10 protein-coding genes are annotated in these 13,584 nt (G+C 63.7%); 5 read left to right on the top strand and 5 right to left on the bottom strand.

Annotated elements, in window-relative coordinates; all coding sequences use genetic code 11:
- Positions 1-341: 341 nt before the first annotated feature.
- The 3 genes from dnaA to mutM all read right to left on the bottom strand — a co-directional run bounded on the left by dnaA (position 342) and on the right by mutM (position 4,206).
- Positions 342-1,895 carry a chromosomal replication initiator protein DnaA gene (dnaA, locus tag J2Y48_RS01555; RefSeq protein WP_310411662.1) on the bottom strand — a complete coding sequence of 518 codons (1,554 nt, stop codon included), beginning with the start codon at positions 1,893-1,895 and terminating at the stop codon, positions 342-344.
- Between the two features lie 867 nt (positions 1,896-2,762).
- On the bottom strand, positions 2,763-3,029 hold the full coding sequence (gene rpsT / locus J2Y48_RS01560; protein ID WP_310411665.1) for a 30S ribosomal protein S20: 267 nt from the start codon (positions 3,027-3,029) through the stop codon (positions 2,763-2,765).
- Positions 3,030-3,315: 286 nt separating this feature from the next.
- Positions 3,316-4,206 carry a bifunctional DNA-formamidopyrimidine glycosylase/DNA-(apurinic or apyrimidinic site) lyase gene (gene mutM, locus J2Y48_RS01565; protein WP_310411668.1) on the bottom strand — a complete coding sequence of 297 codons (891 nt, stop codon included), beginning with the start codon at positions 4,204-4,206 and terminating at the stop codon, positions 3,316-3,318.
- 175 nt (positions 4,207-4,381) lie between these two features.
- On the opposite strand from mutM, the gene ubiE reads away from it, so the two are divergent.
- Both ubiE and ubiB read left to right on the top strand, forming a co-directional pair.
- Positions 4,382-5,161 carry a bifunctional demethylmenaquinone methyltransferase/2-methoxy-6-polyprenyl-1,4-benzoquinol methylase UbiE gene (gene ubiE, locus J2Y48_RS01570; RefSeq protein ID WP_310411671.1) on the top strand — a complete coding sequence of 260 codons (780 nt, stop codon included), beginning with the start codon at positions 4,382-4,384 and terminating at the stop codon, positions 5,159-5,161.
- Between the two features lie 85 nt (positions 5,162-5,246).
- Positions 5,247-6,821, top strand: a complete 1,575-nt coding sequence (ubiB, locus tag J2Y48_RS01575) for a 2-polyprenylphenol 6-hydroxylase (RefSeq protein ID WP_310411673.1) — start codon at positions 5,247-5,249, stop codon at positions 6,819-6,821.
- A gap of 15 nt (positions 6,822-6,836) precedes the next feature.
- Here ubiB and J2Y48_RS01580 read toward each other — a convergent pair whose 3' ends face one another.
- Entirely contained in the window at positions 6,837-7,463 is a 627-nt protein-coding gene (locus tag J2Y48_RS01580; RefSeq protein ID WP_310411676.1) for a hypothetical protein, read from the bottom strand.
- Positions 7,464-7,570: 107 nt separating this feature from the next.
- Positions 7,571-8,965, bottom strand: coding sequence for a selenium-binding family protein (locus tag J2Y48_RS01585; protein ID WP_310411679.1), 1,395 nt, complete (start codon positions 8,963-8,965; stop codon positions 7,571-7,573).
- A 448-nt stretch (positions 8,966-9,413) separates the two neighbouring features.
- Here J2Y48_RS01585 and J2Y48_RS01590 point away from each other — a divergent pair, with 448 nt between their 5' ends.
- From J2Y48_RS01590 to J2Y48_RS01600, 3 genes are all read left to right on the top strand, one after another.
- The gene (locus J2Y48_RS01590; protein ID WP_310411681.1) at positions 9,414-10,520 is read left to right on the top strand and encodes a hypothetical protein; all 1,107 of its coding nucleotides are present in this window, start codon (positions 9,414-9,416) and stop codon (positions 10,518-10,520) included.
- A gap of 448 nt (positions 10,521-10,968) precedes the next feature.
- Entirely contained in the window at positions 10,969-12,057 is a 1,089-nt protein-coding gene (locus tag J2Y48_RS01595; protein WP_310411685.1) for a helix-turn-helix transcriptional regulator, read from the top strand.
- A gap of 95 nt (positions 12,058-12,152) precedes the next feature.
- Positions 12,153-13,475, top strand: a complete 1,323-nt coding sequence (locus J2Y48_RS01600) for a calcium-binding protein (protein WP_310411688.1) — start codon at positions 12,153-12,155, stop codon at positions 13,473-13,475.
- Positions 13,476-13,584 lie beyond the last annotated feature (109 nt).

A 13,584-nucleotide genomic window follows, 5' to 3' on the forward strand; every position in this document is an offset into this window, starting at 1 on the left:
CCGCTGGCGGCCGCCCCGTCTGGTGAGACGAGGGCGTAACGGTTCCCACCAGCCCGGGCGCAAGCGATTGCGCCCGGTTGCTGCGACCCGCGTCCGTCGCAGGCGACAGCAAACAACAGCCAGATTCGCGCGCAGACCTCCGGTGCCAAGGCATGCCGCCGAAAGTGCAGCCGGTTTGGGACGAGACGTGCGACAAGCCAAAGAAATCGAAAACGCGGCGACCAGCCCAGAAGGGCTCCACTCTCCGCGCTTTTAGCCGGCTATGCAAGCAATAGGCAAAAAGAAGCCCGGGGCCTCGTACTCCCCGGGCTCAAGGGCCGCACCCCCAGGCGGGCTCCGACTTATTCGTTGATCAGGCGCTTCAGCAGCTCGATCTCGTGGCTGAGCTTGGTGTCGCCAGCGATCAGATCCTCGATCTTGCGCACGGCGTGCAGCACCGTCGTGTGGTCACGACCGCCGAAACGCCGGCCGATCTCCGGGAAGGAGCGCGGCGTCAAGGTCTTCGACAGATACATGGCGATCTGGCGCGGCATCACGACGACGCGCGTGCGCCGGCTCGACACCAGTTCCTGGCGCGAGACGTTGTAGTGCTTGGCGACGACCCGCTGGATGTCCTCGATGCGCACCCGGCGCGGCTCGCCGGCGGCAACCAGATGCGCCAGCAGCTCGTCGACGCGCTCGACTGTCAGCTGCGGCTCGAAGGTGCGGCGGAACAGGAGCTGGTTGAAGGCTCCCTCAAGCTCGCGGCCGCTCGCGGTGATGTTGCGGGCGACATGGCTGAGGATGTCGGCCGGGATGTCGAGCGATGCGTCCTCCTGGCGGGCGACTTCGAGGCGACGCTTGAGGATATCAAGACGCATCTCGTAGTCCGGCGCCTCCATTTCGATCGCCACGCCGCCCTGCAGGCGGGAGCGCACGCGCGGGTCGAGCGATTCCAGTTCCCAGGGTGCCCGATCGGCCGCGACGACGACCTGCTTGGCAGAATCGAGCAGCATGTTGAGCAGGTGACAGAACTCGTTCTGGATCGAATTGCCCTGCAGGAACTGCATGTCGTCGATGACCAGCAGGTCGATGTTGCGCAGCGTCTCCTTCAGCGACAGCGCGTCGTTGTCGCGGATCGCGGTGGCAAAGCGCCACATGAAGTATTCGGCGGTCAGGTAGACGACGCGCGGGCTGCGGGCGCTCGAAAGGGCCGCATTGGCGATCGCCTGCAGGAGATGGGTCTTGCCGAGGCCGACGCTGGAATGGATGAACAGCGGATTGAACCGCACGGCACCGGCGCCGGCTTCCGCGATCGTCTTGGCAGCGGCGAGCGCCACCCGGTTGGACGAACCCTCGACGAAGCCATCGAACGTGTAGCGCGGGTCGAGCGGCGACCCGAAGAGCGTGCCGGCTTGCGTCGGCTGGCGCTGCGGCGCGGCCGGCGGCGTGATACCGGCGGCGACCTGGGCGATCGGCTGCGGACCGGCGGCGCGGCGCGGCTGGACGGCCGGCGCGACTTCGGTTGCCGTCGCAACCTCCTCCGCGCCGGGGCGGGTGCCACGCATCGCGGTACGGACCAGGATTTCAACCTTCAGGATTTCCGCGTCTTCCTGCTGGAAGAGCGAGGTGATGAGGTCGAGATAGCGGTTGTTGATCCAGGATTTGAGGAAGGTCGTCGGCACGGACAGCCGCACGACGCTCTTGGACTGGGAGTGAAGCTTCAGCCGGCCGAACCAGCTGGCATAGACATCCTGGCCGACCTGCGCCTTGAGGCGCGCGCTGACCCGCTCAAAGAGGGCGTCATGCTTGGTCTCGGACTTGTCCCCTGGCTTATCGCTTCCTTCCGCGATTGCATTAAGTGCGTGATCCCCGTTTCCGAATGCACCTACAGACGTAGCCGTGTTCGTTTGCATTTTGCCGCCTTTCAAGTTCAGTCGATGCGCCGGCAAGTCATGCCGGCACCCTTTAATGTCCATCCTCCACCGCCTCTGCCGGAGCCATCGGCAGGCGGTCTCGGTTATTGCCGGTCGCGTCGCCCCCACTGCCGGACGCGGCCAACATTTTTTGGGCAGATCCAGCGGTCGCGGCCATCGGTCGCGCCGTCCAAACTGCCCTTCCACGACGCGAACTCCTCGTACCGATCGCGCGCGGCATTCCCTCATCCGGCCTCCTCGTGGCTGCCGTCCTCGCGGCTCCACCGGACACAGCTGTTGGACGGCAAAAAATTACCGTTCCGGCCCCCTTTGCGCGGCGGCCGGTCAGCTGCTTCCGGTGTCAGATGAGACGGAGCTATGCACTCCGCTACAGGGTCGAACCGTCCCCCACCACCCGAACGAGCAGTGTTTGGCGTTTCTATATGCTTGCGTGTGCGCCCCCTGTGGAAGGCATTTAGGCAGGATCAAACGGTAGAATCAATGCCCTATTTTACGCAAAATTAAGCCGTGGCCGTTGACTCTGGTGACGCAATTTGACTCAGGAAACCGGGCGTTTCGAAGAATCTGTTATGAATCAATGGCTTTGATTTTTCCGGGGTTTCAACGACTGCGCGAATCAAAAAAAATAATTATTCGCTTGACTCATAAGCCGCCGCAATTGCCCCCACCTCAGGTGGCATCGCAACCAACATCCTCGTGCAAGCTATTGTTTTTAAAGCATTTCTTCTGTCATCACGCTGACATGGAGCAGCTTTGCACGTTAACCATAGCGGCGACAAAAAGGCAAAGAAAAAGCCCGGCGAATCCGCCGGGCTCCTCCAAATTTGCATAGCTCGCGCTGTGATATCAGGCCGAGAGGGCCTTCACGCGGTTGGCGAGTCGCGAAACCTTGCGCGAAGCGGTGTTGGAATGCAGCACGCCCTTCGTGGCGGCGCGCATCAATTCCGGCTGGGCTGCCTTCAGCGCCGCAGCGGCCGCGGCAGCATCGCCGGAGGCGATTGCCTCCTCGACCTGACGGACGAAGGTGCGGACGCGCGAACGGCGAGCCTTGTTGACTGCGGTGCGGCGAGCGATCTTGCGGGTCGCCTTCTTCGCCGAAGTGGTATTGGCCATGGATGCCTCTCTTCAGATACCAGACACAAACTCCGCCTTCGCCGTGCCGGGTCACTGCGACCTGTCATTCAAGCAATTCGGGAGCAATATCGGAAAACCTTGGAAGGGGCTTTCCAAAACTGTGGCCGGCGTATAGCGGGAATTGGCAGGCACGTCAACGCGCAAATTGAAGAAATGCCACACCGGCATACGCGCTGGACCGATTCAGAATTCGGGCTTTTCTGCACTTTTGGCCGGGCGGCACGACTGCCGCCCAACCGAGCCGCCTTTTGTCCGTACCAAGACGCTATTTCTGGCAGGCCGCACACTGGAATGTCGAGCGCCCGCTCTGGACGATGCGGCCGATGGTGCCCTTGCAGCCGAGCGTGCGGCAGGCTTGCCCCTCCCGATCGTAGACCGAAAACGAGTGCTGGAAGTAGCCGAGCGAGCCGTCGGCGCGGATGTGGTCGCGGAGCGTCGAACCGCCCGCCTCGATTGCCTCGGCGATCACCGCGCGGATCGCCTCCGTCAAGAGCGAGAGTTCCTTTCTCGGCTTGCCCGCCGCCGTCACCAGCGTGCCTGCGGCCCGCTCCGGCGACAGATGCGCCCGCCACAGCGCCTCGCACACATAGATATTGCCGAGGCCGGCGATCGTCTTCTGGTCGAGCAGCGCCGCCTTCAACGGCAGGCTCCTGCCGCGGAAGCGCGCGGCGAGATAGAGCGCGTCGAGCGCGTTGCCGGTTGGCTCCTCGCCGAGATCGCGCAGATAGGGATGTTCGGTGAGCGCCTCGCGCCGGGCGAGATCCATGAATCCGAAGCGGCGCGGGTCATTATAGATGACACGGCGCGGGCCACCCTCGGCCTGAAGATGCAGCACCACATGGTCGTGCCGCTCGTCCTTGCCGCGCGGCACATGGAAATCGCCGGGCACCGCCTCGCCCCTTTCCTCCACCACGCGGAAGGAGCCCGACATGCCGAGATGGGCGATGATGACATCGCCACCCTCGAGATCGATCAGCAGATACTTCGCCCGTCGCCCAAGCGCGAGCACCCTTCGCCCGGTGACGACCTCGGCGAAACGATCGGGAAACGGAAAGCGCAGGTCCGGTCGCCTAAGCTCGGCGCGCGCGATCACCGCCCCCTCCATCACCGGCGCCAGCCCGCGCCTGACCGTCTCCACCTCCGGCAATTCCGGCATCGTCAGCTCCTTGAAGGGATTTAACCGTGCGGCGCATTTGCCGCAGCCCGGCAATTCCCTATCGCCCATCTTTATTCTATATACCAGCGCGACGATGCCGCAGGCCGAAATCGCGCCGGCGCGCAACCGCGGCGCGAGCGGCACACCGCCGGCGGCGCATCAGGTGGAGACAGGCATGAGCGATCGGGAACGCACGTCGGCGAATGGCGGCATGGAAACTTCCTACGGTTTCCGCCAGGTGGGTGCGGGCGAGAAGCAGGCGCTCGTCAACGACGTCTTCCACAAGGTCGCCAAGCGATACGACATCATGAACGACATCATGTCCGCCGGCCTGCACCGGGCCTGGAAGGACGCAATGATCGCCGCCCTCAACCCGCGCAAGGACCCGGCCTACCGCACGCTCGACGTCGCCGGCGGCACCGGCGACATCGCGTTTCGCATCATCGAGGCCTCGGATCGGCTGGCGCACGCCACCGTGCTCGACATCAACGGCTCGATGCTCGCCGTCGGCGCCGATCGCGCGGCGAAGAAGGGGCTTTCCGCCAATCTCGATTTCGTCGAGGCCAATGCCGAGGAACTGCCCTTCGAGGCCAATTCCTTCGACGCCTACACAATCGCCTTCGGCATCCGCAACGTGCCGCGCATCGACGTCGCCCTCTCGGAGGCCCACCGCGTGCTCAAGCGCGGCGGCCGGCTGCTCGTGCTGGAATTCTCCGAAGTCGAGGTGCCGCTGCTCGACCGCTTCTACGACGCCTGGTCGTTCAAGGCGATCCCGCAGTTCGGCAAGATGATCACCGGCGAGGCCGAGCCCTACCAGTACCTGGTCGAATCCATCCGCAAGTTTCCGAACCAGCAGGACTTTGCCGAGATGATCCGCAAGGCCGGGTTCTCGCGGGTCTCCTTCACCAACTATACCGGCGGCATCGCCGCCCTTCATTCCGGCTGGAAGCTCTGATGCGGTCAGATTTCGTCACGTCGACCGCCTCGCTCCTCTCGCGCCGCGCGCGCATCCGCGCCTCCGACGCCCGCGGTGGCCGCGCATGACCCCGCCTGCCGCCTATTTCCGCCTGGCCCGCGTCGGCTGGGTATTATTGCGCGAAGGCGTTGTCTCGGAGCTGCCGGTACAGGAAATGCCGCCCTCGGCGCGGTTCCTCTCGAAGGTCGCCGGCCTGTTCGCCCGCCGCCGCTCGACCAAGGAAGGCCGCAGCGCCCGGCTCGCGCACGCGATCGAACGGCTCGGCCCGTCCTACGTCAAGATGGGTCAGTTTCTCGCCACCCGGCCGGACGTGGTCGGCGTCGCCATCGCCGACGACCTTTCGGCGCTACAGGACCGCATGGCGACCTTCCCGATGGCGGACGCCGTCGCCACCGTCGAGGGCTCGCTCGGCCGTCCGGTTTCCGACCTCTATGTAAGCTTCGGCGAACCGATCGCCGCCGCCTCGATCGCCCAGGTGCATCCAGCGACCGTCCGCGACGCGACCGGCGAGCGTCGCGTCGCTGTCAAGGTCATTCGCCCCGGCGTGCGCCAGCGCTTCACCCACGACCTTCAGGCGATGTACGCCGCCTCGCACCTGCAGGAGCGCTTCCTGCCGCAGACGCGACGGCTGAAGCCTGTCGAGGTGACGCGCACGCTCGAGCAGACGACGCGCGTCGAGATGGATCTGCGGCTGGAGGCCGCCGCCATCTCGGAGCTTGGCGAAAACACGAAGGACGATCCCGGCTTCCGCGTACCTGTTGTCGACTGGGAGCGCACAGGGCGCGACGTCGTCACCATGGAATGGATCGACGGCGTGAAGATGTCGGACATCGAAGGACTGCGCGCCGCCGGCCACAACCTCGACGCGCTCGCCGACACGCTGATCCAGTCCTTCCTGCGCCACACGCTGCGCGATGGCTTCTTCCATGCCGACATGCACCAAGGCAATCTGTTCGTCGATGCGCAAGGCCATATCGTCGCCGTCGACATGGGCATCGTCGGCCGGCTCGGGCACAAGGAGCGCCGCTTCCTCGCCGAAATCCTCTTCGGCTTCATCACCCGCGACTATGTGCGGGTGGCCAACGTGCATTTCGAGGCCGGCTACGTGCCCGCGCGCCACGACGTGTCGAGCTTTGCGCAGGCGATCCGCGCGATCGGCGAGCCGATCCACGGCCAGCCGGCCGAAACGATCTCGATGGCGAAGCTGCTGACGCTCCTCTTCGAGGTGACGGAACTGTTCGACATGGAGACGCGCACCGAGCTCGTCATGCTGCAGAAGACGATGGTCGTCGTCGAGGGCGTGGCGCGCACGCTGAACCCGCGCTTCAACATGTGGAAGGCGTCGGAGCCTGTCGTCGGCGGCTGGATCCGCGACAATCTCGGGCCAAAGCGCATCCTCGCCGACCTGCGCGAAGGCGCGCATGCCGCTCTGCGGCTGGCCGAGGCCGCACCCGAGATCGCCGCCAAGACCGAAAAATTCTCCCGCGACCTCACCGCCATGGCCGAGAGCGGCCTGCGCTTCGACGCAGCCACGGCGGAGGCGATCGGCAAGTCCGAGGCTCGCTACAGCCGCTCGGGCCGGATCGCCCTCTGGGTGATCGCAGCCGCACTCATCTATATTGCCTGGGTGGTCGGGTAGCGGTGGCCGTCGCGGCTACCATAGAATCAGCATCGCCCCCGTCAGCAGCAGCACCGCGCTCCAGACGGCATCGACATTGACCCAGGCGCTGCGCAGGATGCCGAGCCCGACGAAGCGGTAGACGGCAAGCGCGGTCAGGCCCATGGCACAAAGCATCGCGCCGGTGTGCACGGCGACTGCCGCCAGCATCGCCGCTGTGCTTCCGCCGCCCGCGGCCGCCAACGGCGAGGCCGCAAGGCAGATCGGCGTCAGCGCCGGCAGCACCATCAGCCCGGCGCCATGCGCGGTCGCCATCAGGAAGGACCAGAGCGCCAGCCCCGCCAGCCCCGTCGTCATGCCGACGCGCACGCGCTGGCGATGCCCGAATAGATAATGCCAGACGGCCCAGCCAACGAGGACGGCTCCCGTTGCCGTCCGCACCAACGTCGGGTCGACGAACAGGCCCGCCATGACCACGGCTCCGACGACCAGGCCGACCGAAGCCGCATGGCCAAGGGCGATGGCCGGCACCGCCCCCACCACCGCCGCCGCGCTTTGCCGGTGCAGGCCGAGCGCGACGGCGAAAAGCCAGCCCATCGCCGGGTTGAGGCCGTGAAAGGCCCCGAGCCCCGCCAGCAGCAGCCATGGCCACAGAACGTTCATCGCCAGCTTCTCGCTTTAAAGTGTGTCGCGCAGATACGCTTGTCACGCTCTAGGCTCTTTCGCATGTCTTTGTCCCGAAACCGGTTCCCAATTTCGGAAGACATGCTCTAGGGGTAGCAGTAGGAGTCCGACGAGCAGTCGCCGCCCTGCAGGCGAACCTGGTGCGGCCGATGCGACTTCGGCCATTCGACGAAGAACTTTTCGTCGAAGGCTATACCGCCATCCGGCCCCGCGTCGAGCTTGACCATCCAGCCGGAGACACCGTCGGGATAGAACTGCTCGTCGATTGCGCCGTAGAGCGAGTTGGTGAAATAGACGCGCCGACCGTCGCGGCTGATTTCCACCATCTGCGGCCCGCCGTTCAGGCCACCGTTCTTGGCGCCCGGATGGGATGCGCGCGAGACGATGCCGCCGATCCGCACCTTGCCCGTCTGCTTCGGCTTGAACGGATCGGAGACGTCATACTGCAGCAGGTCGCCGGTGCCCCAGCAGGAGACGTAGAGAAACCGGTCGTCCATCGACAGGTCGATGTCGGTGACGAGCGGCGGCACCGCCTTGAAGCCCTGCAGCATCGGCGGCAGCTGTGCCGGATCGGCCGGCTCGGCGGGGATGTCGATCACCTTGGTGACCGCCCACTTGTCGCCGTCGCGATGCCAGACCCAGATCGAGGAGGACAGGTCCTCCAGGCACACCACGGAATTGACGAAGCCATAGGCCTTGGTCGGGTCGTGCGCCGGACGCAGCTCGAACACCAGTTGGTACTTGTCGCCGAGATCGATCGTCTGCAGGTGCTTGCGCTTGTGCAGGTCCCAGAAATGCAGCCGGCGCCCGTATTTCGCACCGAGCAGGATTTCCGGCACGAGACCGTTTTCGAAGGTGTCGGGCGTCCCCCACTCGCTGGTGACGAGCGTGTCGTGGCCGAGGTGCCACCAGACATCATAGGAAAGCTCCTGCGGCCCGCGGTCCATTTCCCATTGTCCCCGGACCTCGAACGTCTCGTGATCCATCAGGAAGACGCCGCCCGGCGCCTTTCCCTCGCGGTTGCCGAGCGCTGCGACATAGATGCCCTCCGGGCCGCAGTGAATGGTGTGGGGTCGCGTGTAGCCGGCCCGCTCGGCCACCTCGCCCGGCTCGATCACCTTGACGATCGCCGGCCTGCGACCGTCAGGCTTGGTGTCGAGGATGTGGATGCGCGACGATTTCAGCCCCGGCACCACCAGGTAGCGCCGTTCGGCGTGCGGATGCGGCGCGTTGGGACAGAGACAGGAGGAGCAGGCGTTCCAGCCGAAATGGTGCAGTTCGTCGCCGACATTGGGCATCGGAACCGTGTGAACGATCTGCCCGTAGGTCGACGATGCCGGATCGACGTCGACGACGGCAAGTTCGTCCGGGACGGCCCGCTTCGGGTCGAACGCGGCCACATAGGCCAGCGTCTCGGGTGCGGCTTTCATCGCCATGCGCGGCGAGGGATAGAAGCTTGGATCGGGTTTCCACGTGACCATGTGAAGGCCTCCTGGCTTCGCGTTTGCAAAACAACTGGAATGCCGACTGTCCGCCGCTCCGGCATTGCGGGACGGCAGGATCAGCGATGCTTCAACAGGATACCGGGATGCGTCCTGAAGGCGCGCCTGGGCGCCGGGATCTCCCACTTGCGATTGTCTCAGATTAGCGCGGCCTTCGGCAACCTTTTTCCGCGTTCTGGCGGAAGCCTCGCAGCGCCGGTGTCGTCGCGACCGCAGCTTGCGTCGACTGCCTTTCTTCCTTGCGGATTTACTAACTTCGAGATCGCTAAAATTAACAGTTTCATATTATCGAGTTGGTCGCGGTTCAGGGAGCAGGCTTCGATTCGTCACGGGCAGCGCGCACCGCATCGGCCCGCCACAAATTCGGCAACAAATGCCGCTCCAATGCCACCGGGGCGTGCAACACCATGATTCGGAGGAATGCGCCATGCGCAGAATCAGTAACCTCGCCCTCGCGGCCTGCATCTCGACGACGCTTGCCGCCGTGCCGGTCGGTCTCGACCTGAAGGATCCGTCCAAGCTCACAACCACATCCGCCTTCGCCAAGAACGGCAACGGTGGTGGTAATGGTGGTGGTAATGGTGGCGGTAATGGCGGCGGTAAAAGCGGCGGCAATGGCGGCTCTAAAAGCGGCGGCAGCGACAAGAGCGGCGGCAGCGACAAGAGCGGCGGTAGCGACAAGGGCCGCGGCGGCGAAAAGAGCGGCAGCAAGAACACTTCCGCCCGTGGCAAGTCCGAAACCGCGCACGCAAGGGCCGACACCAAGGAAAAGAAGGATCCGATCGCCAGGGCGTTCGGCAAGCTCTTCGGCAAAGATGACGCCAAGGGAAAGACCAAGCTGGCGTCGGTGGAAAAATCCAAACCGTCCAAGTCGGTCGGGAAGGCGACAAGCCCCACCACGACGACCGCCAAGCTGAAACAGGCGCCGGCGGAAAAACCGCTGTCGGCCAAGCTTGGCAGCCTGAATTCGCTGAAGCGCAACTACCACGCCTACATGAATTCGCAGGATCCGCGCATGGCCGCAATCCGCGCCTATGTGACGGCCTATGCACAATTCGAGCTGGTAAACGGCGTTGACGCCGTGCCGGTCGATCCGGCGCTGAGCGACGAGGCCCTGAGCGCCGCCCTGCTTTCGGCCACCAACAAGAACATCAATACGGCGCTTCCGGGCGAACCGGCGGTTGTCGATCCGCAAGTGATGGACTGGGCGAAGGGCGTTCTCGGCGTCGGCCCCTCGGTCGGCAAGATCGACCAGGTGCGCGAGGAACTGGCATCCCGACAGCCAACGGATGTGGTCACCGAGCCGGACCCCGAGCAGCCGACGGACGTCGTGGAGCAGCCGACCGAACCGGACACCGAGCAACCGACAAACGTCGTCGAGCAGCCGACCGAACCCGACGTCGAACAGCCGACAGATGTCGTCGAGCAACCGACCGAGCCGGACGTCGAACAACCGACAGACGTCGTCGAGCAACCGACCGAGCCGGGCACCGACCTGCCCACGGAAACCGAACAGGCGGCCATTGTCGAATAGCACCGGCCTATGCCGGTCATCCCGGCTGCAGGCGGGAACCACGGACCACCAAGGCAGGGGCGCAAACGCGCCCCTGCCGTTTTTTTCCGGGAGTTGAAGCCGCGAACTGCCCAGCAGGGGCCCACCTTGGCAATCGCCTTGTGGGCGTCCGGCTTGGGATCAGGCATCTGGTTGCGCGACGAGTTTAGCCCCGTGCTGCCGGGGAGCCGTTCAGCAAGCAGATGCGCCGTATGCCGCCTCCTTGAAGACAACGAATCTTGCTGACACGCGCGATCCCGTTCGATCGTCTGGCCCTCGTCAATTTGATTGTCGACCACACCTTATTTCAATTTAAAGTAAAGTCGCGAATCTGGCGTGACTTTGACGAACTGTTCGCGTGATCGCTGCGTTGGGCGTCAGGAACCCAGAGCGCAACACGCTTCTGCGGAGGGTAGAAGATTTGAGAGGTGTGGAAGGACGGACAGATGAACTGGTTGCGACGATCTATGCGGCGCTACTGGGGGAAACAAGCTGGCAGAGCTTTCTGGACGAACTGAACGGCGCCTCTCCCGGGGCGCTTTCCACCCTGTTCTTTCATGACATGCGCGCGAACGCCGGGGCCATGGCCTACGTATCCGGATCGGAGGGTCGCGAGAAGGCTCTGGGCGACTATGAGAGCTACTACAGCAATCTCAATCCGTGGATGAGAAAGGTCGCTGTAACTCCAATCGGCAGGGGTATCATCGGTGAAGCGATTGTGTCCCGCGACGAATTCAATCGAAGTGAATATTATAATGACTACATTCGCCGCAACGGACTTGAGACCGGCCTCGGCCTGACCCTGCACAGGGACAACGCCTGCTACTTCCTGCTGAGCACGCTGACAGACGACAAGGATGTTGACCGCAACCTTGCCCGCGCCGACACGCTCACGCAGATCGCGCCACATTTGAAGCGGGCGTTTCGTTATTATCGCTCGGGTGAGTTCCACGCCGCAGCACTGGATCTCGGGGAAGGCGTCGGCGATGCCAGCGGTCTGGGACTGATTGTCGTCAATGACGATCTGAGAGTGGTGAGGGCTTCGGCTGCAGGCCAACAGGTGCTTGCTGCCGGTGAGCCGGTTGGCCTCGATGTGATGGGTCGGATACGATTCCAGGATCGTGATCTGCAGACGTCATTGCAGGCCATGTTTAATCACGGCCGCTCCGGGCAGACGACAGAGGTCACTTACGCGCCGCAACCCGGTATGCGCTTCATACGGTTTGGCGGAAGCCGAGTTCTGCAGTTTTTTGCGGGACCGATGGTCGCCATTTTGATCGGCGACGCGCGCGGCAACCTGAAGCCGACCCTTCTGGAGGTCGCAGCGTCCCATGGACTTTCCCTGGCCGAAACACGGGTGTTTTCCGGGATCGTGGGCGGCCAGAGCATCACAGAAATAGCCCGAAGTGCCGGCGTCAAACGCGAAACGATCCGTTCGCAGCTGAAATCGATCTTCACCAAGACGGGAACGACGAGCCAAAAGGACATCATACGGCTTGCCGCGGGTATCTCTCGATAAGCAGAGCCAAGCATCCCCCGATCGGGGGATGTGTCGTCGATCGGCATGCAATCTAACGCAACGATCGGCGCGGCATGGTTCTGAGAGGATTGCAGATGGGGCAGATTTCATCGAACGTGGAAATAGAACTGAATGGCTCTTCGAGCTTTTCGATCGGGGCGGATGCCTATTCCTGGAGTGCTGACGGCCATCTCCTTATCGCCGACGTCTGGATCCCACTGAACGCGAATGCAAGCACCGCAACGTTTACCCTTGACGGTTCCGATTGGGGCATCGCGCTCCTGCGCGTTGCCGGCAACGCACGGGCCGTCATCAATGACGCCACCACCGGTGGGGACAGGCACATCGAGCACATCGCCCTGAGCAACGCGGGCGGCAATACGGTCACTCTCAACAAGGCGCATGTGGGCGTCATCACCGGCAGTTCCGGGATCGACAAGATTACCGTCGGCGCGACATTCGTCGGAGCCCTGCATCTCGCAGAGGGCAATGACACCGTGGTCACCAGAAGCGGCTTTGTCGAAACCATCAACGTCGGTGGCGGCAATAACACCGTTACCGTTGGAACTGGCGGTGCGGGCATCATCTTCGCCGGAACGGGCCAAGACAATATCGCGGTCGCCGGAGATGTGGACAGTCTGCTTGCCGGCCACGGAAACGACACCATCCGGACGGGTGCGGGTTGGGTCGGCACGATCGACGCAGACCGGGGTAACGATACGGTCGTGCTGGGCAGCGGCGGCGCCAGCTACGTCAGCCTCGGGCGCGATTCCGACACGATCAGGCTCAGCCGCCTTGCCGACAAGACCATGACGGTTGTGATTGACGGCGGCTCTCAGATTTCCAGTCCGTCGCACAAGGATTTCGATACGGTCGACTTCTCCGCCTTCTCCTCGAAAGTGGCGGTCAACCTCAACGGTGCTTACACCGTCAAGTCCGGCTACGGTAACTTCCTGATCCGGAACTTCGAGAATGCCACCGGCGGCCAGGGCAGCGACACGCTAGTAGGCAACAGCGGCAACAATGTTCTCAAGGGCGGCGCTGGAAACGACCGGATCGAAGGAGGCCTCGGCGCCGACAAGCTCTACGGGGGCGCCGGCGCAGACACATTCGTCTTCAAGTCCGTCAAGGATTCGACGGTATCGTCTTCCGGTCGGGACACGATCTACGACTTCAGCAGGTCCCAGAAGGACAAGATCGATCTTTCCGTGATCGACGCCAGCACCAAGGGCGCCGGCAACCAGGCTTTCGATTTCATCGGGACCAAGAAATTCACGAAGACCGCCGGTGAGCTGCGCTACGAAAATAAGAACGGCGACACCTTTATCTATGGCGACGTCAACGGCGATGGAAAGGCCGATATCTCCATCATGCTCGACTTGAGCCTGGCGATGAGCAAGTCGGACTTCATCCTCTGAGGTCGAGACGCATTGCGCTCAGGCCCTCGATGCAGGGAGCGCCGGGGGCCGCAGGCCCGGGTAATCGGATCCAACGACATCCGGAGCGAGGTTACGGAGACCCGCGCAT

The organism is Mycoplana sp. BE70 (assembly GCF_031455855.1).
In the GTDB taxonomy this organism is placed as follows: Bacteria; Pseudomonadota; Alphaproteobacteria; order Rhizobiales; family Rhizobiaceae; genus Mycoplana.

Coding starts and splice junctions, on each gene's coding strand:
- dnaA (WP_310411662.1), bottom strand. CDS start 1,895: ATGCAAACGAACACGGCTACGTCTGTAGGTGCATTCGGAAACGGGGAT.
- rpsT (WP_310411665.1), bottom strand. CDS start 3,029: ATGGCCAATACCACTTCGGCGAAGAAGGCGACCCGCAAGATCGCTCGC.
- mutM (WP_310411668.1), bottom strand. CDS start 4,206: ATGCCGGAATTGCCGGAGGTGGAGACGGTCAGGCGCGGGCTGGCGCCG.
- ubiE (WP_310411671.1), top strand. CDS start 4,382: ATGAGCGATCGGGAACGCACGTCGGCGAATGGCGGCATGGAAACTTCC.
- ubiB (WP_310411673.1), top strand. CDS start 5,247: ATGACCCCGCCTGCCGCCTATTTCCGCCTGGCCCGCGTCGGCTGGGTA.
- J2Y48_RS01580 (WP_310411676.1), bottom strand. CDS start 7,463: ATGAACGTTCTGTGGCCATGGCTGCTGCTGGCGGGGCTCGGGGCCTTT.
- J2Y48_RS01585 (WP_310411679.1), bottom strand. CDS start 8,965: ATGGTCACGTGGAAACCCGATCCAAGCTTCTATCCCTCGCCGCGCATG.
- J2Y48_RS01590 (WP_310411681.1), top strand. CDS start 9,414: ATGCGCAGAATCAGTAACCTCGCCCTCGCGGCCTGCATCTCGACGACG.
- J2Y48_RS01600 (WP_310411688.1), top strand. CDS start 12,153: ATGGGGCAGATTTCATCGAACGTGGAAATAGAACTGAATGGCTCTTCG.